Here is a 25,178-nt window from a genome sequence, read left to right as displayed (position 1 = left end):
CTCACCTGCACATGAATGATGTGGTCATCGTCGGTCCCGGTGCGATCGGCTCGACCGTCGCGGCCCTGCTCCACGAGGCCGGAAGGACTCCCGGTCTGTACGGTCGCACCGCACGCGCGGGCCTCGAGGTGCTCGTCGGCGACGATGTCATCCACGTGCCCGGCCCCGTGCGCACCGACCCGGATCAGGTCGCCGGCGCGGCAGCCACGGTGTTCCTTGCGGTCAAGGCCACGCAGATCGAGAGCGCCGCCCCCTGGCTCGCGAAGCTCTGCGGGCCGGGCACCGTGCTGTGCGTCCTGCAGAACGGCGTCGAACAGCGGGCGATGGTCTCGGCGTCTGTTCCCGAGGGGGTCACGGTCGTCCCCGCCGTCGTCTGGTTCCCCGCGCAGACGCACGCCGACGGAGCGGTGCGGCTGCGCGGAGCGGCGCGACTGACGCTGCCGGAGGGGGCGGGGGCCGATCGGGTCGTCGAGGTCCTGCGCGGAACGCGCTGTACCGTCGAGGTCGCGTCGGATTTCACGTCGGTCGCGTGGCGCAAACTCCTGCAGAATGCCGCGGCCGGACTCATGGCGCTCACCGGGCGGCGGGCGGGGATGTTCGCCAGGGAGGACATCGCCGAGCTGACTCTGGAGTACCTGCGAGAGGGCCTCGCTGTGGCTCGCGCCGAGGGCGCACACCTCGGCGACGAGGTTCGCGAAGAGGTCCTCGCCGGCTTCCGGTCGTCCCCCGCCGACCTGAGCACTTCGATACTGACCGATCGTGAGGCCGGTCGCGCACTGGAGTGGGATACCCGCAACGGCGTCATCTCCCGACTCGGCCGTGCGCACGGCATCCCCACGCCGATCAGCGACGTCGTCACCACGCTCCTCGCCGCGACGAGCGACGGGCCGGGGTGACGCATGGCCAGGGGGACGGGGCTCCGGTAGCGTCGTAGCATGGCGACCGCAACGACGCAGACACCACGACGCGAGGCCTTCGGGTCGCGGAACGTGTTCATCCTCTCGGCGATCGGCTCCGCCGTCGGGCTCGGCAACATCTGGCGATTCCCGTACGTCGCCTATGAGGGCGGGGGCGGAGCGTTCCTCATCCCGTACCTCTGTGCTCTGCTGACCGCCGGCATCCCGCTGCTGTTCTTCGACTACGCGATCGGTCACCGCTTCCGTGGTTCTGCGCCCCTCGCGTTCCGGCGGATGCATCGCGCCGCCGAACCGCTCGGATGGTGGCAGGTTCTCATCTGCGTGGTCATCGCCGTGTACTACGCGGTGATCATCGCCTGGGCGGGCATGTACACCTGGTTCTCCGCACAGCTCACGTGGGGCCCGGGGAACGAGAACGACTTCTTCTTCACCGACTTCCTGCGCTCGGCCGACGTCGCGGAGGTCGGGGTGTCGACCGACTTCGTTCCTCAGGTGGGAATCCCGCTCGTCGTCGTCTGGCTCGTCGTCATCGGCATCATGGCGCTGGGGGTCAAGCGCGGCATCGGGCGCGCGAACATGATCCTGATGCCCCTGCTGACGGTCATGTTCGCGATCCTCGTGGTGCAGTCGCTGTTCCTTCCGGGAGCGGTGGACGGACTCAACGCCTTCTTCGCCCCGAACTGGGAGGCGCTGGCCGATCCCGCCGTCTGGGCCTCGGCCTACGGCCACATCTTCTTCTCGCTCTCGGTCGCCTTCGGCATCATGGTCACCTACTCCTCGTATCTGAAGCGCAAGACCGACCTCACCGGCTCCGGTCTCGTCGTCGCCTTCGCGAACTCGGGCTTCGAGATCCTCGCCGGGATCGGTGTGTTCGCGGCGCTCGGTTTCATGGCGCAGGCGCAGGGGACGGATGTCGCGGGAGTCGCGACATCCGGCATCGGGCTCGCCTTCATCGCCTTCCCGACGATCGTGTCGCAGGCGGCGGGCGGGTCGATCATCGGCGTGCTGTTCTTCGGTGCGCTGGTCTTCGCCGGTGTCACCTCGCTCATCTCGATCCTCGAGGTCATCGTCGCCGCGCTTCAGGACAAGCTCGGCTGGGGGCGTATCCGCACGACGCTCATCGTGTCGATCCCGCTGGCGGTGATCTCGATGGCATTGTTCTCGACGACGACGGCGCTCTCGGTGCTCGACACCGCGGATGCGTTCGTGAACGCCTTCGGGATCATGGCGGTCGCGTTGGTCGCCGTGATCGTGGTCGCCTGGTTCCTGCACAAGCTCCCGGCGCTGACCGAACATCTCAACCGGCGCTCGAGCTTCCCCGTCGGTCGACTCTGGAAGATCCTGATCGGTGTGCTCGCCCCGCTCGTCCTCGGCTACCTGCTGATCACGGGGCTCATCGAGAAGATCTCCGAGCCCTACGGCGGGTACCCCTCCTGGTTCGTCGGAGTGTTCGGCTGGGGGATGGTGATCGCTCTGGTGATCATCGCCTTCCTGCTCTCCGCGTTGCCGTGGGGCGGTCGCTCGCACGCGAAGGACGATCCCGAGTACGACGACTTCCTCGAAGAGGAGAGCTACCCCGCCGACCCCGAGACGGCATCGGTTCCCGTGTTCACCGAGAAGGAGACGCGCGCATGACCACGACAGCCATCGTCATGATGATCATCGCCATGGTCACCGTCTGGGGCGGGCTGATCGCCGCGATCGTCAACCTCGCCCGTCATCCGGAGGAGTCCGAGATGGAGCCGGCGCCGCCCGTCGAGCTCTGACGGCGTCTCGTCCTCTCTGGCTCCCGTCGGCGCAGACCCGATCGGATCGGTCGTGAACGATCGGGTCTGCGGCATACCCTCCTCGCGACGATGGAGGGGTAAGGAGGACCGCATGATCGGAACGCTCAACGCCCTCGTCGATCTCGTCGAGCAACGCATGGATGACGAGATCGACGTATCCGCGTTCGCCGGCGAGCACGCGACGACGGAGTACCACCTGCGCCGGATGTTCTCGTCGCTGGCCGGTATGCCGCTGTCGGAGTACGTGCGTCGTCGCCGGATGACGCGCGCCGGAGCGGAGCTCGTCGCCGGGGCGCCCAGCCTGCTCGACGTGGCCGTGCGCCATGGGTACGGATCGGTCGAGGCGTTCGGCCGCGCGTTCCGGGCCGTGCACGGCATCGGGCCGGCGGATGCGCGCCGAGACGGTGGTCCTCTCCGCACACAACCCACGCTCCGGTTCCGCCTGAGCGTCGAAGGGAGTACCCCGATGCACGTCACCCTCACCACCCGACCCGAGCTCGTGCTCGCCGGTCATGCCGCCACCGTGCCGCTGATCCACGAGGGGGTCAATCCGCAGATCCAGGAGCACATCGCCGGAATCCCCGCAGAGGAGCACGTCCGGTTGAAATCGCTCTCCGACACCGAGCCCGGCGGCATCCTGGCGGTCACCGCAGACATCGAGCCGGATGCGCCGGAGGGGTCGCCCCTCACCTACCTGCACGGCGTCGCACTGCAGGCATCCACACCGGTGCCGGACGACCTCGACCGGATACCTCTCGAGGCCGGCGCCTGGGCCGTGTTCGCGTCGGAGGGACCGTTCCCCGAGACGCTGCAGAACCTGTGGGCGGCGACCGCGACCGAGTGGTTCCCGTCGAATCCCTGGCGGCTGCGCCCCGGTCCGTCGATCGTGCGCTATCTCGAGTTCACCGGCACGCACGCGTCGTGCGAACTCTGGCTCCCGGTCGAGCCGGCGTGAGTGCCCGACCCGGTGGGTGGCGTCCTTCGGGGCGCGCCCACCGGTGTCCGCGCCCCGTGCCACACTGACTCCAGCAACAGAGGAGGCCACGGCATGGCGATCGATCTGAAGAAGTCCCTCGACGCATATCAGGCGAAGAGGGGTGTCTTCCGCATCGTGGAGATCCCCGCGATGCAGTACCTGATGATCGACGGTGCGGGAGACCCGAACTCCGCGCCGGAGTACTCCCACGCCGTCACCGCGCTGTTCTCGCTGGCGTACACGCTGAAATTCGCGAGCAAGAAGCAGCTCGGCATCGACACGGTCGTGATGCCGCTCGAAGGCCAGTGGCATGCACCCGACATGGAGTCGTTCACGACGCACCGCGACAAGTCGGCCTGGTTCTGGACCCTGATGATCATGGTGCCCGATCACGTGACCGACGAGATGTTCGCGGCGGCGGTCGATGCGGTGGCGAAGAAGAAGGATGCGTCGCCGAGCCTGTCGTCGGTCAGGTTCGAGACGCTCGACGAGGGGCTCTGCGTGCAGACGCTGCACGTCGGCTCCTACGACGACGAAGCTCCCGTGCTCGCCGACCTGCACGACCGCTTCATCCCGGAGCAGGGCCTCGCGATGCGCGGACTGCACCACGAGATCTACCTCAGTGATGCGCGCCGCGTCGAGCCGGCGAAGCTGCGCACGATCCTCCGGCAGCCGGTGTCGCGCGTGGGCTGAGGGTCAGGCCGTTGCCGGCTTCTCGCTCCACACCAGCAGGAAAGCTCCGAGGCCGATCATCATGCCGCCGCCGGTGGCCGACATGGCCGAGATCCGCCGCGGCGACCGGCCGAACCAGTCGCGGGCCGCACTCGCGAGCAGCACCCACACCGCGTCGCACGTGACACCGATGACGACGACGATCGAGCCGAGCACGAACAGCTGGAGCGGCACCGATCCGGCGTGCAGGTCGACGAACTGGGGGAGGATCGCCAGGAAGAACGCGATCGACTTCGGGTTGGTGATGCCCACGACGAACCCCTCGAACAGCAGGCGCCACCCTGACTTGCGCTGCACAGCGCCGGTGACGGCGGCAGCCGCATCCTTCCGATGCCGGATCGCCTGGATGCCGAGGAACATCAGGTAGCCGGCTCCGGCGACCTTGACGATCGTGAACAGCACGACGGACTGTGCGATCACGGTGCCGACTCCGAGCGCGACCGCGAGCACCAGGATGATCGAGCCGACGGCCGTTCCCACGATGCTGAGGAACCCGCCGAACCGCCCGAGTGCGATCGCGCGTCCGATCGTGAACAGCACGGTGGGCCCGGGGATCACGACCATGATGAATGCAGCGGCGATGAACGCGAGAAGCGTGGGCGTGGCGATCATGAAGCGAGCCTAGGGGGTTGGCGGGCGCGAGTGACAGGACCGGGTCGTGGACGACCGGGCGACCGCCCACGCCCCGGTGGTATCAGGCCGCGCCCCAGAACCGATCTTCCGCCGCCTGGTCCTCGCTGATCAGCCACACCTCGGCGATCTGCCCGTCCACGACACGGAACACGTCGACACCGTGCTGGTCGAGATCCGGCTGGCCCGCACGCTGCGCGCGGAACCGCACGGTCGCCGACACGAGGTCGCCGCTCTCGGTGGCGGACTCGGTCTCGAGCGCGAACGTGCCTTCGCTGAGCTCCATGAACCGGCCCAGGTGCGCGAGGATCGCATCGGGCCCGACGTGGTCGCCCGAGACCTGGTTCGCACCGGGCTGGTGCCACACGGCATCCGGGCGGAAGGTGGCGGCCAGAGCGGCCATGTCTCCTGCGGCCATGGCCGCTCCGTACTGTCCCACGACGTCGATCGCCGACATGATGTTCCTCCTGATGGCTCGGTATTCTGAGCTTCCAGCGTCTCGATCGGGGCGTGGTTACTTCAACGTCACCGGACGGAGCGATGCATGAGCGCCGAGTGGACCGTGTTCTCGGCCAAGTGTCCGTCCCGCGCCTCGCTCGCCCGGATCGCCAACAAGTGGACCGCGATGATCGTGGTGCTCCTGCACGAGGAGCCGCTGAGGTTCGGGGAGCTGCATCAGCGCGTGGACGGCATCGCGAAGAAGGTGCTCGCCGACACCCTCCGCGCCCTGGAGCGCGACGGCATGCTCACACACGGCGTCGACCCCGACGGCCATGCGCGGTACCGCCTCACGTCGCTCGGCCGCACCCTGCACGAACCGCTCCAGGCGCTGCAGGTCTGGGCGGAGTCCCACGTGGATGATGTGCGCGAGGCACAGGACCGCTACGACGACGCGGCCGACGAGCGCGTGCTCGACGGCCGCTGATCGCCCCTGCTCAGCGCGGCGGGCTCGCCGGCAGCCACTCCGCGAGAGTGGTCGCGAAGATCTGCGCCCCCTCGACCGGCAGCAGCGTGCGCTCCTCGATGTGCGCCCCGAAGTACTGCGCCTCGGGGTCCTGGACCACGACCCTGTCATCGCCGCGGAACGCGAGTCCGCGGCGGATGAACTCGTCCATCGTGAAGACCTCGGGTCCGGCGATCTCGATCCCCCCGTTCAGCGGTGCGCCGACCGCGGTGCGTGCGACCGCGGTGGCCACATCGGCCGCCGCGATCGGCTGGATGAGCGCGCCGGGGAGTCGGACCTCCGCGCCGGCGGCGACGGTCGAGGCGATGCTGCCGATGAACTCGAAGAACTGCGTGGCGTGCACGAACGAGTAGGGCACGCCGGAGGCGGCGATCAGCTTCTCCTGGGCGGCCTTGGCGTGGAAGTAGTCGATGTCCTGCGGACGGTCGGTGCCCACGATCGTGAGGGCGACGTGGTGGCCGACTCCCGCCTCCTTCTCCGCGGCGAGCAGGTTGCTCGTCGAAGTCGTGAAGAACGCCAGGACGGCATCCTTCTCGAACGACGGGGAGTTCGACACGTCGATGACGACGTCGGCGCCCGCCAGTGCCGCGGCGAGACCTTCGCCCGTGATCGAGTTCACTCCCGTGTTGGGCGATGCCGCGATGGCCTCGTGCCCGTGGGCTGCGAGCTTCGCGACGACCTGGGAGCCGATGAGCCCCGTTCCGCCGATGACGACGATCTTTGACATGTCGAGCCTTCCTCTGTCTGCGCCGCACCGTGAGCGGCGTCATCAGCTATGACCGGATGGTCCCCGCCGTTGTGACGCTCACGACCGATCCCACCGCCGCAGCTTCTCCGGGTTGCGGATGATCCACAGCTCGACGATCTGTCCGGCGCGCGTGTTCGCGCAGACGACGGCCGTGATCCGGCCCTGGTGGCGGATGACGATGCCGGGTGCGGCGTTGACCGAGGCCGTCGTGACAGCGGCTGAGACCGCGCTGTGCTGCAGTGCGGCCGCAGCGGCATCCGGTCCGTGCAAGACGCCGGTGGGGGCATCGCCGGTGGCTCCTCCGCTGTCGACGACGGTCACGACCGCGGTGTGCAGCAACCGCCGTATTCCCTCCGCGTCCGCGGCGGCCAGGGCGATCGCCAGCATCGTGATCACGTCCGTTCCCGGTGTCTGCGAACTGCGCCGGCGCCTCCAGGCCGCCGGCCGGCTCATGCCTGGGCCGCACGCACGTGGCGCAGCTTGTCCGGACTCATCACCCAGAGCAGCTGACGGATGCCGTCATCCGAGGCCGTGACGGTGATCATCGTGGTCACGACGCCGTTCTCGACCAGCGTCGCGGCCAGCTGACCGTTGACCCGCACCCAGCCGATCGACTTGCCCGACCAGAAGTGGTGTGAGAACGCCGCGATGAACTTCGCCACGCGACCGCGTCCGCTGACGGGGATCCGCGCCGCGAGCGCGACGCCGTTGCCGTCGGTGTAGCTGACGACGTCATCGGCGAGCAGCTTCTCGAGCTGTGCGGCGTCTCCTTCCTGCGCGGCGACGAGGAATGCTTCGAGCAGGGTGCGCTGTGCCGACGGCTCCACCGCGATCCGCCGCTCCGAGGACAGATGGGCGCGGGCACGGCTGACGAGTTGCCGTGCACCCACCACGCTCACGGAGATGACCTCGGCGATGCGCGGGTACGGATAGTCGAACGCTTCGCGCAGCACATAGGCGGCGCGCTCGGTGGGGGTCAGCTTCTCCAGCATGAGCAGCACCGCGAACTGCAATGCCTCCGCACGCTCAGCGCCCAACGCCGGGTCGTCCTCCGTGTTCACCGGCTCCGGCAGCCACGGGCCGATGTAGGTCTCACGTCGCACCCTGGCCGACTGCAGCACCGTGATCGAGAGTCGGGTCGCGATGGTCGCCAGGAACGCCCCTGGTTCCCTGATGTCCGAGCGATCGGTGTTCTGCCAGCGGATCCACGTGTCCTGCACGACGTCCTCGGCATCGGCCACGCTGCCGAGCATCCGATACGCGATGCCCAACAGTCGCCGGCGCTGTCCGTCGAACGCGGCGATCGCGTCGTGCAGGTCGTCGCGGGCCCTTGTCTCGCCGCTCATCGCTCCTCCTCGCTGCGCGGTGCGCAGAGTGTCCTCGCATCTCTGACTGGACAGAGGCCTCGGTTGTGACGTCTCGGGGCGAAGTCGTGTCGCCGCTCTGGCCGACGAGGGGCGCGATGTTTCCGGATGGTAACCGCTGTGTGACCGTTCTGGCAACGCCGTTCTCTTGATCGATCAGTGCGTCTAGCGTGGGCGGCACCGACGAAAAGAGGAGTCCGCATGTCTGCGAAAGCCCCCATCGCTCCTGAATTCGACTCAGAGTGCCCTGCCGACCAGGTGGAGGAGCACGCTGCCCCTGACGCACCGCATACGGAACGCGTCGATCTCGACCGCTACGTCGTGGTCATCGACGCCCCGGTCGGCTACGTGGAATGGGTGGCGCCGGTGTTCGTCTGCTACGCGGGGCACCCGTATCGGAACTCCGAGGAGATCGCGCAGACGCATGGGTTCGATGAGGCTGTGAAGCTGGTCCTCGACCACGCCTCCCGGAAACGCGCTCTGTGAGCCACGAGGTCTGGCCAGGATCCCCGTATCCGCTGGGTGCGACCTTCGACGGGCAGGGCACGAACTTCGCCCTCTTCAGCGAGGGCGCAGAGCGGGTCGAGCTCTGCCTGTTCGACGAGCACGGCGAAGAGGAGCGTGTGCCGCTTTCGGAGGTGGATGCGTTCGTCTGGCACGGCTACCTGCCGTCCGTGCAGCCCGGACAGCTCTACGGCTACCGCGTGCACGGTCCGGCCGAGCCCGCCGAGGGCAAGCGCTTCAACGCGAACAAGCTGCTGCTCGATCCCTACGCCAAGGCGGTCGCCGGCGACATCGACTGGGGGCAGTCGCTGTTCGGGTACGACTTCGGCGACCCCGACTCGCGCAACGACGACGACTCCGCCGAGGCGATGGCCAAGGGCGTGGTGATCAACCCGTTCTTCGAGTGGGCGGGCGACCGTCTGCCGAAGACCCCGTACGCGCAGACCGTCATCTACGAGGCGCATGTGAAGGGACTCACCTTCACCCACCCCGACATCCCCGAGGATCTGCGCGGCACCTACGCCGGCGTCGCCCACCCGGCGATCATCGAGCACCTCGTGCATCTGGGCATCACCGCCCTCGAACTGATGCCGGTGCACCAGTTCGTGAACGACTCGACGCTGCAGGACAAGGGGCTGTCGAACTACTGGGGCTACAACACGCTCGCCTTCTTCGCCCCGCACGCGCCCTACTCCTCGAGCGGTCAGCACGGACAGCAGGTGCAGGAGTTCAAGGCCATGGTGCGCGCACTGCACGCCGCGGGCATCGAGGTCATCCTCGACGTCGTGTACAACCACACCGCGGAGGGCAATCACCTCGGTCCGACGTTGTCGATGCGAGGTATCGACAACGAGGCGTACTACCGCCTCGAGGAGGACCGCCGCTACTACACCGACTACACCGGCACCGGGAACAGCCTCAACGCCGGGAGCCCGCACGCGCTGCAACTGCTCATGGACTCGCTGCGCTATTGGGTCACGGAGATGCACGTCGACGGTTTCCGCTTCGACCTCGCGTCGACTCTCGCCAGGGAGTTCTACGACGTCGACCGGCTGTCGACCTTCTTCGAGCTCGTGCAGCAGGATCCGGTGGTGTCGCAGGTCAAGCTCATCGCCGAGCCGTGGGACGTCGGACCCGGCGGCTATCAGGTCGGCAACTTCCCTCCGCAGTGGACGGAGTGGAACGGAAAGTATCGCGACACCGTCCGCGATTTCTGGCGCGGAGAGCCGCAGGCGTTGGGCGAGTTCGCGTCGCGGCTGACCGGATCGGCCGACCTGTATGAGCACTCGGGTCGCCGCCCCGTGGCGTCGATCAACTTCGTCACCGCGCACGACGGGTTCACGCTGCGCGACCTGGTCTCGTACGACGAGAAGCACAACGAGGCGAACGGCGAAGACAACAACGACGGCGAATCGCACAACCGCTCCGACAATCAGGGAGTGGAAGGCCCGACGGACGACGAGCAGATCAACCGGCGTCGAGCGCGTCAGCAGCGCAACTTCCTCGCGACACTGCTGCTGTCGCAGGGCGTGCCCATGATCGCGCACGGCGACGAGCTGGGGCGTACGCAGGGCGGCAACAACAACGGCTATGCGCAGGACAACGAGATCACCTGGATCGACTGGGAGTCCGCGGATGCGCCGCTGATCGAGTTCACCGCGGCGGTGGCGCGTCTGCGGCGGGCGCATCCGACGTTCCGACGCAGCCGGTTCTTCAACGGGCGTCCGGTGCGCGCGGCGGACGGAGAGCGCGTCCCCGACGTGGCCTGGCTGCGGCCGGACGCCGAGCCCATGGCTCCGGAGGATTGGGATTCGGGGTTCGGCCTCGCGGTGGGGATGTTCCTCAACGGAGGAGGGATCCGTGAGCGGGATCTGCGCGGGCGTCCGGTCACCGACGTGAACTTCCTCGTGTACTTCAACAGCGGCGACGAGGTCGAGATCACGCTTCCGGATGACCGCTACGCGCCGCGCTGGCAGGTCATGGTCGACACCGCAGGCGAGCACGGGAATGAGCCCGCGCTCGCCGCAGGAGCCGGGTTCATGCTCGACGCGCGGGCCCTCGTGGTGCTGCGCGCGACCGATGGGGTCGAGGTCGTGCCCGACGATTCGGTCGATGCGTCGCTGCGCATCCAGACCGAGCAGGCCGGCATCGCGTCTCCCGCGCCGACCGCGGAGCACCGCGCATGACGTGGCGACCGCTGTCGACGTATCGGCTGCAGATCCGCTCGCAGCTCACCCTCGACGATGCCGCCGGTCTGGTGCCCTACCTCGCCGAGCTCGGCGTCTCATGGGCGTACCTGTCGCCGCTGCTGGCCGCCGTGCCCGGTTCGGACCACGGCTACGACGTGGTGGACCACTCCCGCGTCGACCCCAGCCGCGGGGGAGAGGCCGGGCTGCGCCGGTTCGCCGACGCCGCGCACGAGGCGGGGCTCGGCGTGCTCGTCGACATCGTGCCCAACCACGTCGGTGTCGCGGTGCCGCGCGAGAACCCCTGGTGGTGGGACGTGCTGCGCCTGGGCCGTGGGTCCCACTACGCCACCGCGTTCGACATCGACTGGCGCCATGGGAACGGCAAGCTCCGGCTGCCGATCCTCGGATCGGTCGTCGAGGCCGCACTCGACAACGGCGACTTCGTGGTCGACACGGGTGCATCCGACGACGCCCCCGACGGCACGCTGTCGTACTTCGAGCACGTGCTGCCGCTCGCCCCCGGCTCGGCAGAGCTGGCGTCCGACCTGCCGGCGCTGCTGGCCGCCCAGCACTACGAGCTGCGGTTCTGGCAGGACCAGAACGCCGAACTCAACTACCGTCGCTTCTTCGCGGTATCGGAGCTGGCGGGCATCCGGGTGGAGCTGCCCGACGTGTTCGCCTCCTCGCACCGCGAGATCGTGCGGTGGATCACCGAGGGGCTGGCTGACGGCATCCGCGTCGATCATCCTGACGGTCTCGCCGACCCCGGCGCGTACCTGGAGGAACTCGCCGGCGCGACGGGAGCCGTGTACACGCTCGTGGAGAAGATCCTCGAGCCTGGGGAGGCGCTGCCGTCGTGGTGGCGCACCGATGGGACCACCGGGTACGACGCGCTCGGCGAGATCGATCGTGTCCTCGTCGATCCCGACGGCGTCGCAGCGCTGTCGAACCTGGATGCGCGCCTGCGCGCCGAGACCGGTCTCGCCGAGGCGCAGAGCTGGCCCGAGCTCATCCACACGACCAAGCGGATGATCGCCGATGGGCTGCTGCAGTCCGAGATCCGTCGACTCGTGCGCAGTCTTCCCTACGGGGTCGTGGGTGCCGAGGATGCGCTGGCCGAACTGGTCGCCTGCTTCCCGGTGTATCGCTCCTACCTTCCGGCCGGGCGCGAGCATCTGCGCGCGGCGTTCGCGGCAGCACGGCAACGGCGTCCCGACCTCGCGGACACCTTCGACGAACTGCGGCCCCTGGTCGTGGACGAGCGCACCGAGGTCGGCGTCCGGTTCCCGCAGACGACGGGTGCCGTGATGGCGAAGGGCGTGGAGGACACCGCGTTCTACCGCTGGACGCGGCTCGGAACCCTGACCGAGGTGGGCGGTGACCCCTCGATCGCGGCGCTGTCGATCGCGGAGTTCCACGATGCGCAGCAGGCGCGACTGACGTCCTGGCCGCACGCGATGACGACCCTCTCCACGCACGACACCAAGCGTTCGGAAGACGTGCGCGCCCGCCTGAGCGTGCTGTCGGAGATCCCGGAACGCTGGTCCGAGGTGCTGGGTGAACTGCGTGCGATCGCATCGACTGGTCATGGACCGCTCGATGCCCTGCTCTGGCAGGCTGTGGTCGGCGCATGGCCGATCGCTCCGGACCGTGTGCTCGCCTATGCGCAGAAGGCCGCGCGGGAAGCGGCGGAGGCGACGGGGTGGCAGCATCCGGACGCGGTCTTCGAGGAGGGGCTGGCGGCGATCGCCGACGCCTCCGGCGCAGCCGCGCGCGCCACGGTGGATCGCTTCGTCGCCGAGATCGACGGCTTCGGTCGCTCGAACTCGCTGTCGGCCAAGCTGCTGCAGCTCGCAGGCCCCGGGGTGCCGGATGTGTATCAGGGGACCGAGCTGTGGGACCACTCGCTGGTCGATCCCGACAATCGCCGTCCGGTCGACTTCGCGGCGCGGGCGCGTCTGCTGCGGGAACTCGACGTCGACGTCGCCCGCGGTGTGCTGCCGCCGATCGACGACTCCGGACGGGCGAAGCTGCTCGTCACCTCGCGCACGCTGCGGCTGCGCCGCGACAACCCCGAGTTGTTCGCGCTGTACCGCCCCGCGGTCGCGGTGGGCCCGGCATCCGCTCATGCGGTCGCGGTGGATCGGGGAGGTGTGACGGTGGTGGCGACGAGGCTGCCCGTGGCGCTCGCGCGGCTCGGCGGATGGGGCGAGACGCAGCTCCTGCGCCGGGACGTCGCCGCGGTCGATGTGCTGACCGGTCGCCGGATCGAGCCGGGGCCGGTGCGGCTGGCGGAACTGCTGGCTGACTACCCGGTGGCGCTGCTGGTGGATGATCGATGATCGAGGTGTGGGCCCCTCGCGCGCGAAGGATGCGGGTGCGCACCCTGACCGACGACGGCACCCCGATCGCCGAGCACGAACTCACCGGTCCGCATGCGCGCGACGGCGTCGCCGGCTGGTGGTCGGCGGATCTCGATCTGGACGACGGCGAGCGCTACGGATTCCTGATCGACGACGGCGGCCAGGTGCGCCCGGATCCGCGCTCACGACACCAACCGGACGGGGTGCACGGCCCGTCCGCGGTCTTCGATGCGCGCCGATTCGCCTGGACGGACGGCGCGTGGACGGGACGCCAGCTCGGCGGCGGCGTGCTCTACGAGCTGCACATCGGCACATTCACCCCCGACGGCACCCTCGACGCGGCGACCGGCAAGCTCGACCACCTCGCCGAGCTCGGCATCACCCACGTCGAACTGCTGCCGGTCAACGCGTTCAACGGCGCATGGAACTGGGGCTACGACGGCGTGCTCTGGTACGCCGTGCAGGAGAGCTATGGCGGCCCGCGCGCGTATCAGCGCTTCGTGGATGCCGCGCACGCCAGGGGCCTCGCCGTGATCCAGGACGTGGTCTACAACCACCTCGGCCCCAGCGGCAACTACCTGCCGGAGTTCGGCCCCTACCTCCGCGCGGGCGAGGGCAACCCCTGGGGCGACTCCGTGGATCTCGGCGAGACGGCGGTGCGCGAGTACATCCTCGAGAACGCGGAGATGTGGATGCGGGACTTCCATGTCGACGGTCTGCGGCTCGATGCCGTGCACGCGCTGCACGACGAGTCGCCCACGCACATCCTGCAGGAGCTCGCGCAGCGCACCGATGCACTGTCGGCCGGGCTGAATCGGCCGCTGAGCCTGATCGCCGAGTCCGATCTGAACGACCCGACGCTGATCCTGCCGCGGGAGGCGGGCGGTTTCGGCCTGACGGCGCAGTGGTCCGACGACTGGCACCACGCCGTGCATGTGGCACTGACGGGGGAGACCACGGGCTACTACGCCGATTTCGCCGCGGCGGATGCCGTGCCCAAGGTGTCGCGACACGGCTTCTTCCACGACGGGACGTACTCATCGTTCCGCGGCAGGGTGCACGGCAGCCCGATCCCCGACGCGGTGCCGGGCTGGCGGCTGGTCACCTTCGCGCAGGATCACGACCAGGTCGGCAACCGGGCCGCGGGCGACCGCCTCTCCGCATCATTGTCGCCCGCCCGTCTCGCGGTCGCCGCCGTGCTCACCCTGACGGGCCCGGGGACACCCATGCTCTTCATGGGGGAGGAGTGGGGTGCCTCGACGCCCTGGCAGTTCTTCACCTCGCACCCCGAGCCTGAGCTCGGCCGCGCCGTGCGCGAAGGCCGGGTGGCGGAGTTCGCACGGATGGGATGGGATCCCGCCGACGTGCCAGATCCGCAGGACCCGGCGACGTTCGAGCGCTCGCACCTGGACTGGAGCGAGACGGATGCCCCCGGCCACGCCCCGCTGCTGGCTCTGTACCGTGAGCTGATCGCGCTGCGCCGCGCGCGCCCCGAGCTCACCGATCCCGACATGACCCGCACGCACGCAACCGTGACGGCGGACGACGGCGACGATGATCCGAGCCTGCGCGCGTATCGGATCGACCGGGGGCCCTGCGCGGTGCTGGTCAACCTCACCGCTGACGCAATCGTCTTCGACATCGACCCCGACGACGCCGTACTGCTGGCCACGGCCGCCGTGACTCCGGCTGCCGGTCGGCTCCTGGTCCCGTCCGAGGCGGCAGTCGTGGTGGGGCCGCCGCTGCCCTGACCACGGACACGGAGCGCGACGTCGCGACCCGCGCCTCGTCGCCAGATGAGAAGCTAGAAGGATGAGCACCACCCCTGCTGTCGACGTCCTCGCACCGCTGAGCGAAGACGAGGTTCGGCGCATCCGCGAAGACTTCCCGATCCTGCAGACCCGGGTGAACGGGCATCCGCTGGCCTACCTCGACTCCGGTGCGACCTCGCAGCGCCCCTTCGCAGTGCTGGATGCCGAGCGTGACTACGCCGCGACCACGAATGCCGCCGTGCACCGCGGTGCGCACACCCTGGCTGCCGAGGCCACCGAGCTGTTCGAAGACGCACGGGCCACGGTCGCCCGCTTCCTCGGCGCCGACGACGACGAGATCGTCTGGACCTCCAACGCGACCGAGGCGATCAACCTGGTCGCCTACTCGCTCTCGAACGCCTCGCTCGGGCGGGGCGGGGCGGAAGCCGATCGTCTCCGGCTGCGTGAGGGCGATGAGATCGTCACGACCGAGATGGAGCACCACGCCAATCTGATCCCCTGGCAGGAGCTCGCCGCGCGTACCGGAGCGACGCTGCGCGTGATCCCGCTCGACGACGAGGGTGCGCTTCGACTCGACGAGGCTGCCGCGCTCATCGGCGACCGCACGAAGATCGTCGCCGTCACGCACGTCTCGAATGTGCTGGGCGTGATCAACCCGGTCGAGCAGATCATCGCGCTCGCACGTCAGGTCGGCGCCCTCGTGCTGCTCGACGCCTGCCAATCCGCCCCTCACCTGCCGCTCGACGTGCGGGCCCTCGATGTCGACTTCGCGGTGATCTCCGGCCACAAGATGCTCGGGCCCACCGGCATCGGCGCGCTCTACGGTCGCCGCGAACTGCTCGCGGCGATGCCACCGTTCCTGACCGGCGGATCGATGATCACGACCGTCACGACGACGCAGGCCGAGTACCTGCCGCCGCCGCAGCGCTTCGAGGCGGGTACGCAGCGGGTGTCGCAGGCGATCGCGCTCGCCGCAGCCGTCGACTACCTCACCGCGGTCGGCATGCCGCGCATCGCCGCCCATGAGGCCGCCTTCGGTCGCCGCCTGGTCGAGGGACTGAGCGCGATCGACGGCGTGCGCGTGCTCGGTGCCGGCATCCAGCTGCCGCGCGTGGGGCTTGCGAGCTTCGACGTCGACGGCATCCACTCGCACGATGTCGGGCAGTTCCTCGACGACCGCGGCATCGCGGTGCGCGTCGGGCACCACTGCGCGCAGCCGCTGCACCGCCGGCTCGGCATCACCTCGTCCACGCGGGCGAGCACCTACCTCTACACGACCGAGGCCGAGGTGGAGGCCGTGATCGACGGCGTCGCCGGGGCCATCGACTTCTTCGGAGTGCACGCATGACATCCGGCGATCTGCAGAACCTGTATCAGGAGCTCATCCTGGATCACTCGCGCACCCCGCACGGCTTCGGGCTGCGCGAGACCATCGCCGCGCAGTCGCATCAGGTCAACCCGACCTGCGGCGACGAGGTCACGCTGCAGGTGCACCGCGCGGCCGACGGCACGGTCGAGGCCATCGCCTGGGAGGGGCACGGCTGTGCGATCTCGCAGGCATCGGCGTCTCTGCTGGCAGAGCTCGCCGAAGGGCTCTCGGTGGCCGATCTGGAGGTGCGCATCGCTGCGTTCCGGGAGGCGATGCGCTCGCGCGGCAAGATCGAACCGGACGAGGAGCTGCTCGGAGACGCGGCAGCGCTGGGCGGGGTCTCCCGCTATGTCGCACGGGTGAAGTGCGCGATGCTCGCCTGGGTGGCCGCGGAGGACGCGCTGCACAAGTCGGCCTGATCGGCCTGCGCGGTCGCCCGCTCCGTCGGGAGGGCGGAGGATGGAGGTATGACCGTACGCCTGACTCCGTTGCCCGCCGCACGTTTCGACGACTGGAGCGCGGCCACGAGGGAGCGTCTCATCCGCCTGCGCCAGGAGTCCGGACTGCGCCTCGGCGACGAGGCGGTCGCGCAGGCGGGGCAGTACTTCAGTGAACTGCTGCCGCACGGGCTGGAGTCCACGGCCTCGCAGGTGCTGCGGATCGCCGATGGCGCCGACGAGCTCGGCACGCTCTGGCTGGGTGCGAACGCCGGGCGCGTGTTCGTGATCGATCTGGCGCTCACGGTCTCGCCCTCGGCGTCACAGCTCGACGAGATCGTGGCAGCTCTGCGGGCCATCGCGAAGGGCGAAGAGGCGTCGACGATCAGCATCGCGCTCTTCCGGCAGGATGCCGAGGGGCATCGCCTCGTCGACGGACGGGGCTTCCGCGTCGCCTCGATCCAGATGCTGCTCGAACCGCTTCCTGATCGTGCCGTCGCCGATCATGTGGTCGTGGCGCCGATGACCGAGGAGCGCTACCCGAGCTTCGCCCGCGAGTCCGAAGCGGCATTCGCGGAGGACCTCGCGGCGTCGGGCCGCTACACGGCCGATGAGGCCGTGGTGGAATCGCGGCGGCAGTTCCTGCAGGAGCTGCCCGCGGGCTTGAGCACGCCGGGACAAGAGCTGTTCACGGCCACGGTCGACGGGGTCGAGGTCGGCATCCTCTGGATCGGGATGCGGGACCGAGGAGGTCGACCGCACGCCTTCATCCTCGACATCGAGGTCGCCGCGGATCAGCGGCGGAAAGGATACGGGCGCGAGCTGATGCATGCGACCGAACGCGAAGCGCGCCGGTTGGGCGCCGACTCCGTCGGGCTGCACGTGTTCGGATTCAACGACGCGGCGGTGACGATGTACGAGGGGCTGGGCTACCGGCGGCTCGAGGAGCAGTTCATCCTCGATCTCTGATCCGACGCAGGGGAGTTGTGACTCTCGGTGTCGGTGCGGGAATACCCCTGCGCGCGCCGCGTTGGTCCGACACATGACAACTCTCGGAATCATCGGTGCAGGACACATCGGATCACAGGTCGCGCGCGTGGCGGTCGCCCACGGCTACGACGTCGTGATCTCCAACTCGCGCGGCCCGGAGACGCTCGCCGCGCTCGTGGAGGAACTCGGGCCGCGGGCACGTGCCGCGACGGCCGCCGAGGCCGGAGAAGCGGGCGACGTGGTCGTGGTCACGGTGCCGCTGCGCGCGCTCGACCAGGTCCCGGTCGAGCCCCTCGCCGGCAAGATCGTGCTCGACACGAACAACTACTACTTCGAGCGCGATGGACACATCGAAGCGCTCGACAAGGGCGAGACCACGACATCGGAGCTCCTGCAGCAGCACCTGCCGACGTCGAAGATCGCCAAGGCGTTCAACCACATCTACGCGGCCGACATCACCACGGACGGCGCGCCCGCCGGCACCGAGAACCGCCGCGCGCTCGCGACCGCGGGCGATGACGCCGACGCCGTGGCCTTCGTGACCCGCTTCTACGACGAGATCGGATTCGACACGGTCAACGTCGGGCCGCTGAGCGAGTCGTGGCGCGTCGAGCGCGACCGCCCGGCCTACGTCGTGCGTCAGAACGCTGCGGAGCTCGAGGCCAACCTCGCGATCGCGAACCGCCTTCCCTGAGCTCGCTGCGCCGGAGGGAAGGGGCCGTCGATGGCGGTCGCCCTCCCCTCCGTGCGTCAGTGCGAGGGTGGGATGGGATACCAAAACTTGTCCCGGGTGTCGACGAGTGGGAGAATCGCGGGATGACGGCGGCGGGGGCTACCGGCGAACTCGAGTCGGCCAGGGTCACGCGAATTCTGCGCGATGACATCATCCTGGGACGGCGTGCGCCCGGATCCCGACTCGTCGAGCGTGACATCGCTGCCGAACTGAATGTCTCCCGGCTGCCGGTGCGTGAGGCCATCCGCGCTCTGGTGAGTGAAGGCGTGGTGGTCGCGCGTCCGCGCACCTGGGCGGTCGTGCGCGAGTTCACGCACCGTGACATCAAGGACTTCGCGGAGGTGCGCGAGGCGATCGAGACCTTGATCTTCGTCTTCGCCGCCGAACGCCACGATGAGGCGGGGATCGCGCGGTTGCGGGCTGCGTACGAGCGCGAGCGGGATGCGGCGGAGGCGGACGATGCCGAGGGCGCGCGCATCGCCGCGGCGGACTTCCACGAGATCGCGGCCGAACTGGCGGGCAACGAGATGCTGGGCGAGCTGATCGCCGTGTTCATCACCCGCTTGCGCTGGCTCTTCGGCCAGCACGACGATCTGCCGGCGATGGCGGAGGAACATCGTGTGATCCTGGAGACACTGGCCGCGCGCGACGTCGACGGGATCCGCACTCTCATCCCGCAGCATCTGGCCAATGGACAGGCTGTCGCCGAGCGTCGGCTCGCCAACGGCTACCAGATCTGACCGAGATCACATTTGGGGAATGACTCGGGAAGACGTATCGTTGTGCATGAGCAGGTACCCCCTGGGGGTATTCACCTATCGGAGTGAGAGCGATGAGCGGCGCTGTGCCGCTGAAGAGGAGAGCATCATGAACACCACCACGTACGCGGTCACCGGGATGACCTGCGGGCACTGCGAAGGTTCCGTGCGGGCCGAGGTCGCGAAGATCGACGGCGTCACCGCTATCGACGTCAGCGCCGCATCCGGGAATCTGGTCGTGAGCTCAGACGTCGCCCTCGACGATGCCGCCATCCTCGCGGCCGTCGATGAGGCCGGCTACAGCGCCGTCCGCGCGTGACGTCGTGACCGTTCCAGACGCAGGAGTCGCCTACGATCTCGAGATCGGCGGCATGACGTGCGCGTCGTGCGCGGCGCGGATCGAGAAGCGGCTCAACAAGCTCGATGGCGTCTCCGCCTCCGTGAACTACGCGACCGAGAAGGCGCACGTGCAGCTGATGCCGGGCGTTGCGGTCGACGAGCTGATCTCCGAGGTGGTGCGCACCGGATACACCGCGGCCCTCCCTCGGGAAGAGGGGTCCGAGACGGTCGACCCCGCCTACCGGCTCCTGCGTCTGCGGTTGATCGTCGCGAGCGTCCTCGCGATCCCCGTGATCGTGCTCGCCATGGCCACGCCGTTGCAGTTCCCCGGATGGCAGTGGGCCTCGCTCGTGCTCGCGACCCCGGTCGTCACCTGGGCGGCGTGGCCGTTCCATCGGGCCGCCTGGATGAACGCGCGCCACCGCGCGGTCACGATGGACACCCTGATCTCGGTCGGTGTCGCGGCTGCCTATCTGTGGTCGTTGTACGCGCTGTTCTTCGGCACCGCGGGGATGTGGGGGATGACGCATCCGTTCCGCTTCGTGATCGAGCGCGGCGACGGGCTCGGCAGCATCTACCTCGAGGTCGCGGCCGGCGTCACGATGTTCCTCCTGCTCGGGCGCTTCCTCGAGCAGCGCTCCAAGCGGCGTGCCGGTGCGGCGCTCCGCGCGCTGGGGGAGCTGGGCGCGAAGGATGTCGCCATCCTCCGCGACGGTGTGGAGGAGCGGCTGCCGCTGGCGCATCTGGCCGTGGGCGACGAGTTCGTCGTGCGCCCCGGCGAGAAGATCGCCACCGACGGCATCGTGCGGGAAGGATCCTCGGCCGTCGATGCCTCCATGCTCACGGGCGAGTCCGTGCCGACCGAGGTCGGACCGGGCGATGCCGTCACCGGCGCCACCGTGAACATCGGTGGTCGGCTGGTCGTCGCGGCCACCCGGGTGGGCGCGGACACCCAGCTCTCCCGCATGGCGCAGCTGGTGGAGGAGGCCCAGTCCGGCAAGGCGGAGGCCCAGCGGCTGGCGGATCGGCTGTCGACGGTGTTCGTGCCGATCGTGTTCGGGATCGCCGCCGTGACCCTGGTCGCGTGGCTGCTCGCCGGAGGCGGGGCAGCTGCCGCGTTCACCGCCGCCGTCGCCGTGCTCATCATCGCCTGCCCCTGTGCGCTCGGCCTCGCCACACCGATGGCTCTGCTGGTCGGCACGGGGCGCGGGGCGCAGCTCGGCATCCTGATCAAGGGGCCGGAGGTGCTCGAGTCCACCCGTCGCGTCGACACCATCCTGCTCGACAAGACCGGCACCGTCACGACCGGACGCATGACGCTCGTCGACGTGATCGCCGCAGAGGGAGAGGATGCCGCCGAGGTGTTGCGCCTCGCTGCGGCACTGGAGGATGCCTCGGAGCATCCGATCGCCCAGGCGGTCGTGCGGGCCGCCGTCGAGCGCTTCGGGGACGTCGCCGACGTCGACGACTTCCAGAACATCGAGGGACGAGGGGTCACCGGCGTGGTCGATTCCCACGCGGTGATCGTCGGACGCCCCGCACTTCTCGCGGAGTGGGCGCTGCGCCTGCCCGACGATCTGCTCGCGGCTTTCGATCGCGCGGAGGACGCGGCTCGCACCGCCGTCGCCGTCGCCTGGGATGGGAGAGTCCGCGGCGTCGTCGTCGTGGCCGACCAGATCAAGCCCAGCAGTGCGGCGGCGATCTCCGCGCTGCGTGGCCTCGGTCTGACGCCGATCCTGCTCACCGGCGACAACGCCAAGGCGGCCGCCCAGGTCGCCGCAGCCGTCGGGGTCACCGAAGTGCGCGCCGGAGTGCTGCCGGAGGGCAAGGTGGCGGAGGTTCTCGCGCTGCAGGGTGCCGGCCGCTCGGTGGCGATGGTGGGCGACGGCGTGAACGACGCCGCGGCGCTCGCGCAGTCCGACCTGGGCATCGCGATGGGAACCGGCACGGATGCGGCGATCGAGGCATCCGATCTCACCCTCGTCCGGGGGGATCTGTGGGGCACGGTCGACGCGATCAGGCTCGCACGTCGCACGCTCGGCACCATCCGCGGCAACCTCTTCTGGGCGCTGGCCTACAACGTGGCGGCCATTCCGCTCGCGGCCCTCGGATTGCTGAATCCGATGCTCGCCGGCGCGGCCATGGCGTTCTCGAGCGTGTTCGTCGTGCTGAACAGTCTGCGCCTGCGCCGCTTCCGTAGCGCCGCACCCCGAATCTAGGGAGGGGACGCGACGCGGCGATCGCTATATATTGAGGCGTATCGGAATCGTTCCGGAACTGTCGCGTTGTCCTGGGGAGCGAGATGCGGGGTCTTGCTGTCGCTGTCGGAGGCCTGCTGCTGGTGGGCGGGGCGGTCCTCGTCGTGGTCGCCGATCAAGAGCGGGTCGCGGCGCTGGAAGCGGTCAAGGCCCAGGTCGTCACGACCGAGCGGCTGTTCGCCGACGCCCGTGCGCAGAACCTCCGGCTGGCCGAACAGCTCACCGCCCTCAGGTCTCAGATCGCTGAGCAGGACGCGGCGCTCTCGGATGCCACGGGGTTCCTCCCGTGATCCGTCGTCTCGTCTCGGTCTCCGTCGCGGCCGCGATGATGCTCTCGGTGGGCGTCATGGAGCGGGCGAACGGTCTCGATGCCGAGCGGGCGCAGGCCGTGGCCGAGCTGACGGCACTGGCCGACACCACTCGGACGGCGCTGCAGCGCACGGACTACCTCGAAGGCGCCGTCGAGCGTGCCGAGGAGGACACGGCTGATCGGGCGGCGGTGCTCGAGGTGCGTCCGGCGTTCCTCGCGGAGATCACCGCATTGGGTACCGCCCTGGCCGGTGCGAAGGACAAGGTCGACACCTCGGCTCATCGGGCCGCGGCGCTCTCGGCACAGCAGGCCGTGCTCGACGAGCGGGTCGACCCGGACACCGTGAAGAATGCGACGGCAACCGTGCATGCGCTCACCGCGAAAGTCGGTGAGCAGGTAGCGACGTGGCAGGCCACCCAGCTCGCCCAGAGCGCGGGCCCCGGCGGTCCTGCCTGGAGTACGAGCGGACCCGACGGCTACGCACGGGTGCGCGCCGCTCTCGACCGCGTCGGCGGCGGGGGTATCGGGCTCTACGAGTCCGCCTCCTGTGCAGGGGGAATTGCGCCCGCATGCGCGAACAGCGGCGGCTACATCAAGTACCGCGCCGACATCGTGAACTGGAGCGAGGGCCGGTTGAACTGGGCGATGGCCCATGAGCTCGCCCACATCTACCAGTTCCGGGTGTGGGGAGCGCTGAACTCGTCGGGGACCTATCGGTCGATGTTCGGCGGCGATCCCGAGTTCCTGGCGAACTGCATGGCCGTGGTGCGCGGCTATCCCGGAGGTGTGGGGTGCAACGGCGACCAGCAGGCGTGGGCGTCGGGGATCTGGGTCGGCGCGGTGCGCTGACGGAGGCCCGGCTTCGTCCCGTCGAGCCGCGATCAGACGCGTGTGAGCGGAAAGTGCGGTGTCGGCGGGAGCTCGACGTCGATCGTGTCTCCGGCGGCCACGGATCCACCGCGGGAGACGATCCCCATGACCCCGGCGCGTCGGATGACCCGCCCGTCGTCATCGGTCGTGACCACCTGCTTGAGCAGGCCGGACTGAAAGTCGTTGATCTGCTGGCAGGGGTTACGGAGACCTGTGATCGTCACCACCGCGTCGCCGAAGTGAAGGCGGGCGCCGACGGGAAGTGCCAGCAGGTCGACATCCCGCGTGGTGATGTTCTCTCCGAGCTCGCCGGGTGCGACGCCGTGACCGCTCGCGCGCAGTTCGTCGAACAGCTCTGCAGGGATCAGATGCACCTGTCGCAGGTTCGGCTGCGAGGGGTCTGCAGCCACCCGTGAGCGGTGCTGCACGGTTGCGCCGCAGTGCGCATCCCCGTCGACGCCGAGCCCCTCGAGGAGTGTGATCGACTCACGCGTCAGCTTGCTGAAGGTGTGTGAGTCGTGGGAATGAACAGCGACAACCCGAGGAGCCATACCTCGATCGTTCCACGAAACATCGGGACTCTCGACCTGTCCGTGTTCGGCACCAGGATCAGCGAATCGGCGTGGTGGTGTCGATCGCCTCACGCAGCGGGCCGCGCATCACGCGCCAGTATGCCGAAGGCGCCAGCCGCACCAGCACGTCGATGAGCCGCGCCTCGCGCCCGACCATCGTGCGAGCGCGTCGGCGCGCGGTCGCCTGCACGATCCGCGCCGCGGCGTCAGCGGGCTCCGTGTGGTACATCGCCGCCTGCGCCTCGGCGGCTCGTGCAGCGACGGCGGGATCGATCGCGGCGGCGTACCGTCCGTGCAGGATGATGCCGGTGCGCACGCCCGCCGGATACACCGCGCCGACCGATACCGAGGTTCCCTCCAGCTCGTGCCGCAGCGCCTCCGAGAACGCGCGCACGGCGAACTTGCTCATCGCGTACGGGATACGCCCTGCGGGAGAGGCGAGCGCATAGACACTGGCCAGGTGCGAGATATGGGCGGCCGGTGCCTTCCGCAGTGCCGGCAGCAGGGCCTTGGTGATCGAGACCGTTCCCCAGAGGTTCACGTCGGTCAACCAGCGCATCTCCTCCATCGTCAGCTGATCGAGGTTGCCGAGCATCGACGACCCGGCGCACGTGATGAGGGCGTTGATCCGCGGATGTGCGGCCGTGATCTCGGCGGCGGTCTCGAACACGGCGTCATCGTCGCGGAGGTCGACCACGTGCGTGGTCACCGTGATGCCGGTCAGCTCTGCGGCGACCTCGGCGAGGGCCGTGGCGTTGTGGTCGATCAGGGCGAGATGCGCGCCCTCGGCCGCGAGCAGCCGCGCGATCTCCGCGCCCATGCCGCTCGCCGCACCGGTGATCACGGTCGTGCTCCCGGCAAGGTGGAGGTGCTTCATGCTTCTCCTTCTGGCGCGCGGCGGTGCGCACCGTCTGGGCGGTCGTCGGGCCGGGTGAGATCCCGATCCGAACTATTCTGGCCGACGCTTCCGACGAGCGATACCGGTACGCTCGTGGGAGGAGGTACCGGTGGGACGGACAGCGGATGCCATCGCTGAAGGTGTCGCGATCGCGACCGCTGCGGCGCGCCTGGCTGTCAAGAACCACATCCTCGTCGGCACGATCGCCGAGAACGGGGTCTTCGACACCGACAAGTACATCGATGATGCCCGCGAGGCGCTGCGCGCGATGGCCGAGGAGTCGGAAGAGGCTGCGGCGAACGTGACCGCCCTGCGCAAGCGGGCGCGCGGTCGCCACTCCGACCCGTCCGGCACGCACGACTACCGCGACCGTGATGTGCGCAATCTCCGCCGCCGTGCCAAGCAGTCCAGCGGTGTCGCCGCCAAGCTGCGCGCCATGATGGAGGACCGCGAGCAGCTGCGCGTCATCGTCGAGGAGGCGCGAGAGGCGGCGTGGGCCGACGTGCGCCACAACCTCGACCGCCGACTGCGGGTCGAGGGCATGCGACCGGATCAGGACCCCGACTACGACCGCATGCGCGAGGCGCGGATGCAGGCGCTGCGGCTCGTGGATCTGCAGGCGCTGTCGTCGCTGCAGCGCGCCAAGGCCAAGCGCAAGAAGAAGCAGAAGGCCGAGGCCGAGGCCGAGTGAGGCCTCG

Annotated in this window: 27 protein-coding genes; 20 read left to right on the top strand and 7 right to left on the bottom strand. The window is 69.2% G+C overall.

Annotation, left to right across the window (positions count from 1 at the left end; translation table 11 throughout):
* Nucleotides 1-11 precede the first annotated feature (11 nt).
* From ACIOVG_RS04415 to ACIOVG_RS04395, 5 genes are all read left to right on the top strand, one after another.
* On the top strand, nucleotides 12-896 hold the full coding sequence (locus ACIOVG_RS04415; RefSeq protein WP_400869419.1) for an oxidoreductase: 885 nt from the start codon (nucleotides 12-14) through the stop codon (nucleotides 894-896).
* Between the two features lie 39 nt (nucleotides 897-935).
* Nucleotides 936-2,552, top strand: coding sequence for a sodium-dependent transporter (locus ACIOVG_RS04410; RefSeq protein WP_400869417.1), 1,617 nt, complete (start codon nucleotides 936-938; stop codon nucleotides 2,550-2,552).
* Complete coding sequence (locus tag ACIOVG_RS04405) at nucleotides 2,549-2,683, top strand: methionine/alanine import family NSS transporter small subunit (RefSeq protein ID WP_400869415.1); 135 nt, start codon at nucleotides 2,549-2,551, stop codon at nucleotides 2,681-2,683. Before ACIOVG_RS04410 ends, ACIOVG_RS04405 begins: the two co-directional genes overlap by 4 nt.
* A 112-nt stretch (nucleotides 2,684-2,795) precedes the next feature.
* Nucleotides 2,796-3,659, top strand: a complete 864-nt coding sequence (locus tag ACIOVG_RS04400; RefSeq protein ID WP_400869413.1) for a GyrI-like domain-containing protein — start codon at nucleotides 2,796-2,798, stop codon at nucleotides 3,657-3,659.
* A 93-nt stretch (nucleotides 3,660-3,752) separates the two neighbouring features.
* Entirely contained in the window at nucleotides 3,753-4,373 is a 621-nt protein-coding gene (locus ACIOVG_RS04395) for a GyrI-like domain-containing protein (protein ID WP_400869411.1), read from the top strand.
* A gap of 3 nt (nucleotides 4,374-4,376) precedes the next feature.
* On the opposite strand, the gene ACIOVG_RS04390 is transcribed toward ACIOVG_RS04395, so the two are convergent.
* Together ACIOVG_RS04390 and ACIOVG_RS04385 are read right to left on the bottom strand one after the other, a co-directional pair.
* Nucleotides 4,377-5,024: a LysE family translocator gene (locus tag ACIOVG_RS04390; RefSeq protein ID WP_247629072.1), complete on the bottom strand. Its 648-nt coding sequence runs from the start codon at nucleotides 5,022-5,024 to the stop codon at nucleotides 4,377-4,379.
* Between the two features lie 82 nt (nucleotides 5,025-5,106).
* Complete coding sequence (locus ACIOVG_RS04385) at nucleotides 5,107-5,499, bottom strand: nuclear transport factor 2 family protein (protein ID WP_400869409.1); 393 nt, start codon at nucleotides 5,497-5,499, stop codon at nucleotides 5,107-5,109.
* A gap of 87 nt (nucleotides 5,500-5,586) precedes the next feature.
* Between ACIOVG_RS04385 and ACIOVG_RS04380 the strand changes: the two genes are divergently transcribed.
* Nucleotides 5,587-5,967: a winged helix-turn-helix transcriptional regulator gene (locus ACIOVG_RS04380; RefSeq protein WP_400869407.1), complete on the top strand. Its 381-nt coding sequence runs from the start codon at nucleotides 5,587-5,589 to the stop codon at nucleotides 5,965-5,967.
* 10 nt (nucleotides 5,968-5,977) lie between these two features.
* Here the strand turns inward: ACIOVG_RS04380 and ACIOVG_RS04375 are convergent, their stop codons facing one another.
* The 3 genes from ACIOVG_RS04375 to ACIOVG_RS04365 all read right to left on the bottom strand — a co-directional run bounded on the left by ACIOVG_RS04375 (nucleotide 5,978) and on the right by ACIOVG_RS04365 (nucleotide 8,100).
* A complete protein-coding gene (locus ACIOVG_RS04375; RefSeq protein ID WP_400869405.1) occupies nucleotides 5,978-6,733 on the bottom strand; it encodes an SDR family oxidoreductase in 756 nt (251 codons plus the stop codon).
* Nucleotides 6,734-6,811: 78 nt separating this feature from the next.
* Entirely contained in the window at nucleotides 6,812-7,150 is a 339-nt protein-coding gene (locus tag ACIOVG_RS04370) for a hypothetical protein (protein WP_400869403.1), read from the bottom strand.
* A gap of 53 nt (nucleotides 7,151-7,203) precedes the next feature.
* Nucleotides 7,204-8,100, bottom strand: coding sequence for an RNA polymerase sigma-70 factor (locus tag ACIOVG_RS04365; RefSeq protein WP_400869401.1), 897 nt, complete (start codon nucleotides 8,098-8,100; stop codon nucleotides 7,204-7,206).
* Between the two features lie 219 nt (nucleotides 8,101-8,319).
* Between ACIOVG_RS04365 and ACIOVG_RS04360 the strand changes: the two genes are divergently transcribed.
* From ACIOVG_RS04360 to ACIOVG_RS04300, 13 genes are all read left to right on the top strand, one after another.
* Complete coding sequence (locus ACIOVG_RS04360) at nucleotides 8,320-8,604, top strand: hypothetical protein (RefSeq protein WP_400869399.1); 285 nt, start codon at nucleotides 8,320-8,322, stop codon at nucleotides 8,602-8,604.
* Nucleotides 8,601-10,808 (top strand): glycogen debranching protein GlgX, encoded by a 2,208-nt coding sequence (glgX, locus tag ACIOVG_RS04355; protein ID WP_400869397.1) that lies wholly within the window; start codon nucleotides 8,601-8,603, stop codon nucleotides 10,806-10,808. The genes ACIOVG_RS04360 and glgX overlap by 4 nt, the downstream gene beginning before the upstream one ends.
* Nucleotides 10,805-13,153 (top strand): malto-oligosyltrehalose synthase, encoded by a 2,349-nt coding sequence (gene treY / locus ACIOVG_RS04350; protein ID WP_400869395.1) that lies wholly within the window; start codon nucleotides 10,805-10,807, stop codon nucleotides 13,151-13,153. The genes glgX and treY overlap by 4 nt, the downstream gene beginning before the upstream one ends.
* Complete coding sequence (gene treZ, locus ACIOVG_RS04345; protein WP_400869393.1) at nucleotides 13,150-14,925, top strand: malto-oligosyltrehalose trehalohydrolase; 1,776 nt, start codon at nucleotides 13,150-13,152, stop codon at nucleotides 14,923-14,925. Before treY ends, treZ begins: the two co-directional genes overlap by 4 nt.
* Before the next feature lie 61 nt (nucleotides 14,926-14,986).
* Entirely contained in the window at nucleotides 14,987-16,294 is a 1,308-nt protein-coding gene (locus ACIOVG_RS04340) for an aminotransferase class V-fold PLP-dependent enzyme (protein ID WP_400869391.1), read from the top strand.
* Complete coding sequence (gene sufU / locus ACIOVG_RS04335; protein ID WP_400869389.1) at nucleotides 16,291-16,734, top strand: Fe-S cluster assembly sulfur transfer protein SufU; 444 nt, start codon at nucleotides 16,291-16,293, stop codon at nucleotides 16,732-16,734. The genes ACIOVG_RS04340 and sufU overlap by 4 nt, the downstream gene beginning before the upstream one ends.
* Nucleotides 16,735-16,782: 48 nt before the next feature.
* Entirely contained in the window at nucleotides 16,783-17,721 is a 939-nt protein-coding gene (locus tag ACIOVG_RS04330) for a GNAT family N-acetyltransferase (protein WP_400869387.1), read from the top strand.
* A 73-nt stretch (nucleotides 17,722-17,794) separates the two neighbouring features.
* Nucleotides 17,795-18,436: an NADPH-dependent F420 reductase gene (locus ACIOVG_RS04325; RefSeq protein WP_400869385.1), complete on the top strand. Its 642-nt coding sequence runs from the start codon at nucleotides 17,795-17,797 to the stop codon at nucleotides 18,434-18,436.
* A gap of 122 nt (nucleotides 18,437-18,558) precedes the next feature.
* Nucleotides 18,559-19,215: a GntR family transcriptional regulator gene (locus tag ACIOVG_RS04320; RefSeq protein WP_400869383.1), complete on the top strand. Its 657-nt coding sequence runs from the start codon at nucleotides 18,559-18,561 to the stop codon at nucleotides 19,213-19,215.
* A 127-nt stretch (nucleotides 19,216-19,342) separates the two neighbouring features.
* Nucleotides 19,343-19,552 (top strand): heavy-metal-associated domain-containing protein, encoded by a 210-nt coding sequence (locus ACIOVG_RS04315; RefSeq protein WP_400869381.1) that lies wholly within the window; start codon nucleotides 19,343-19,345, stop codon nucleotides 19,550-19,552.
* The gene (locus ACIOVG_RS04310; protein ID WP_400869379.1) at nucleotides 19,521-21,791 is read left to right on the top strand and encodes a heavy metal translocating P-type ATPase; all 2,271 of its coding nucleotides are present in this window, start codon (nucleotides 19,521-19,523) and stop codon (nucleotides 21,789-21,791) included. The genes ACIOVG_RS04315 and ACIOVG_RS04310 overlap by 32 nt, the downstream gene beginning before the upstream one ends.
* Nucleotides 21,792-21,874: 83 nt before the next feature.
* Nucleotides 21,875-22,120, top strand: coding sequence for a hypothetical protein (locus ACIOVG_RS04305; protein ID WP_400869377.1), 246 nt, complete (start codon nucleotides 21,875-21,877; stop codon nucleotides 22,118-22,120).
* The gene (locus ACIOVG_RS04300; RefSeq protein ID WP_400869375.1) at nucleotides 22,117-22,989 is read left to right on the top strand and encodes a hypothetical protein; all 873 of its coding nucleotides are present in this window, start codon (nucleotides 22,117-22,119) and stop codon (nucleotides 22,987-22,989) included. The genes ACIOVG_RS04305 and ACIOVG_RS04300 overlap by 4 nt, the downstream gene beginning before the upstream one ends.
* Nucleotides 22,990-23,021: 32 nt before the next feature.
* Here the strand turns inward: ACIOVG_RS04300 and ACIOVG_RS04295 are convergent, their stop codons facing one another.
* Together ACIOVG_RS04295 and ACIOVG_RS04290 are read right to left on the bottom strand one after the other, a co-directional pair.
* Entirely contained in the window at nucleotides 23,022-23,561 is a 540-nt protein-coding gene (locus ACIOVG_RS04295) for an MOSC domain-containing protein (RefSeq protein WP_400869373.1), read from the bottom strand.
* 58 nt (nucleotides 23,562-23,619) lie between these two features.
* Nucleotides 23,620-24,459 carry an SDR family NAD(P)-dependent oxidoreductase gene (locus ACIOVG_RS04290; RefSeq protein ID WP_400869371.1) on the bottom strand — a complete coding sequence of 280 codons (840 nt, stop codon included), beginning with the start codon at nucleotides 24,457-24,459 and terminating at the stop codon, nucleotides 23,620-23,622.
* 130 nt (nucleotides 24,460-24,589) lie between these two features.
* Between ACIOVG_RS04290 and ACIOVG_RS04285 the strand changes: the two genes are divergently transcribed.
* Nucleotides 24,590-25,171 (top strand): asparagine synthase, encoded by a 582-nt coding sequence (locus tag ACIOVG_RS04285; RefSeq protein ID WP_400869369.1) that lies wholly within the window; start codon nucleotides 24,590-24,592, stop codon nucleotides 25,169-25,171.
* The last annotated feature ends 7 nt before the right edge of the window (nucleotides 25,172-25,178 follow it).

Origin of the sequence: Microbacterium sp. NPDC087591, assembly GCF_044743625.1 — a bacterium.
GTDB lineage: Bacteria > Actinomycetota > Actinomycetes > Actinomycetales > Microbacteriaceae > Microbacterium.
This window is presented reverse-complemented; position numbering and strand designations above follow the sequence as displayed.

What these genes read in the sequence shown, in the direction of transcription:
- ACIOVG_RS04310 (WP_400869379.1), top strand. Translation starts at nt 19,521, where the DNA reads ATGAGGCCGGCTACAGCGCCGTCCGCGCGTGACGTCGTGACCGTTCCA.
- ACIOVG_RS04385 (WP_400869409.1), bottom strand. Translation starts at nt 5,499, where the DNA reads ATGTCGGCGATCGACGTCGTGGGACAGTACGGAGCGGCCATGGCCGCA.
- ACIOVG_RS04360 (WP_400869399.1), top strand. Translation starts at nt 8,320, where the DNA reads ATGTCTGCGAAAGCCCCCATCGCTCCTGAATTCGACTCAGAGTGCCCT.
- ACIOVG_RS04305 (WP_400869377.1), top strand. Translation starts at nt 21,875, where the DNA reads ATGCGGGGTCTTGCTGTCGCTGTCGGAGGCCTGCTGCTGGTGGGCGGG.
- treZ (WP_400869393.1), top strand. Translation starts at nt 13,150, where the DNA reads ATGATCGAGGTGTGGGCCCCTCGCGCGCGAAGGATGCGGGTGCGCACC.
- ACIOVG_RS04365 (WP_400869401.1), bottom strand. Translation starts at nt 8,100, where the DNA reads ATGAGCGGCGAGACAAGGGCCCGCGACGACCTGCACGACGCGATCGCC.
- ACIOVG_RS04395 (WP_400869411.1), top strand. Translation starts at nt 3,753, where the DNA reads ATGGCGATCGATCTGAAGAAGTCCCTCGACGCATATCAGGCGAAGAGG.
- ACIOVG_RS04290 (WP_400869371.1), bottom strand. Translation starts at nt 24,459, where the DNA reads ATGAAGCACCTCCACCTTGCCGGGAGCACGACCGTGATCACCGGTGCG.
- ACIOVG_RS04340 (WP_400869391.1), top strand. Translation starts at nt 14,987, where the DNA reads ATGAGCACCACCCCTGCTGTCGACGTCCTCGCACCGCTGAGCGAAGAC.
- ACIOVG_RS04325 (WP_400869385.1), top strand. Translation starts at nt 17,795, where the DNA reads ATGACAACTCTCGGAATCATCGGTGCAGGACACATCGGATCACAGGTC.
- ACIOVG_RS04330 (WP_400869387.1), top strand. Translation starts at nt 16,783, where the DNA reads ATGACCGTACGCCTGACTCCGTTGCCCGCCGCACGTTTCGACGACTGG.
- ACIOVG_RS04390 (WP_247629072.1), bottom strand. Translation starts at nt 5,024, where the DNA reads ATGATCGCCACGCCCACGCTTCTCGCGTTCATCGCCGCTGCATTCATC.
- ACIOVG_RS04400 (WP_400869413.1), top strand. Translation starts at nt 2,796, where the DNA reads ATGATCGGAACGCTCAACGCCCTCGTCGATCTCGTCGAGCAACGCATG.
- ACIOVG_RS04415 (WP_400869419.1), top strand. Translation starts at nt 12, where the DNA reads ATGAATGATGTGGTCATCGTCGGTCCCGGTGCGATCGGCTCGACCGTC.
- ACIOVG_RS04380 (WP_400869407.1), top strand. Translation starts at nt 5,587, where the DNA reads ATGAGCGCCGAGTGGACCGTGTTCTCGGCCAAGTGTCCGTCCCGCGCC.
- ACIOVG_RS04315 (WP_400869381.1), top strand. Translation starts at nt 19,343, where the DNA reads ATGAACACCACCACGTACGCGGTCACCGGGATGACCTGCGGGCACTGC.
- treY (WP_400869395.1), top strand. Translation starts at nt 10,805, where the DNA reads ATGACGTGGCGACCGCTGTCGACGTATCGGCTGCAGATCCGCTCGCAG.
- ACIOVG_RS04375 (WP_400869405.1), bottom strand. Translation starts at nt 6,733, where the DNA reads ATGTCAAAGATCGTCGTCATCGGCGGAACGGGGCTCATCGGCTCCCAG.
- sufU (WP_400869389.1), top strand. Translation starts at nt 16,291, where the DNA reads ATGACATCCGGCGATCTGCAGAACCTGTATCAGGAGCTCATCCTGGAT.
- ACIOVG_RS04405 (WP_400869415.1), top strand. Translation starts at nt 2,549, where the DNA reads ATGACCACGACAGCCATCGTCATGATGATCATCGCCATGGTCACCGTC.
- ACIOVG_RS04295 (WP_400869373.1), bottom strand. Translation starts at nt 23,561, where the DNA reads ATGGCTCCTCGGGTTGTCGCTGTTCATTCCCACGACTCACACACCTTC.
- ACIOVG_RS04320 (WP_400869383.1), top strand. Translation starts at nt 18,559, where the DNA reads ATGACGGCGGCGGGGGCTACCGGCGAACTCGAGTCGGCCAGGGTCACG.
- ACIOVG_RS04410 (WP_400869417.1), top strand. Translation starts at nt 936, where the DNA reads ATGGCGACCGCAACGACGCAGACACCACGACGCGAGGCCTTCGGGTCG.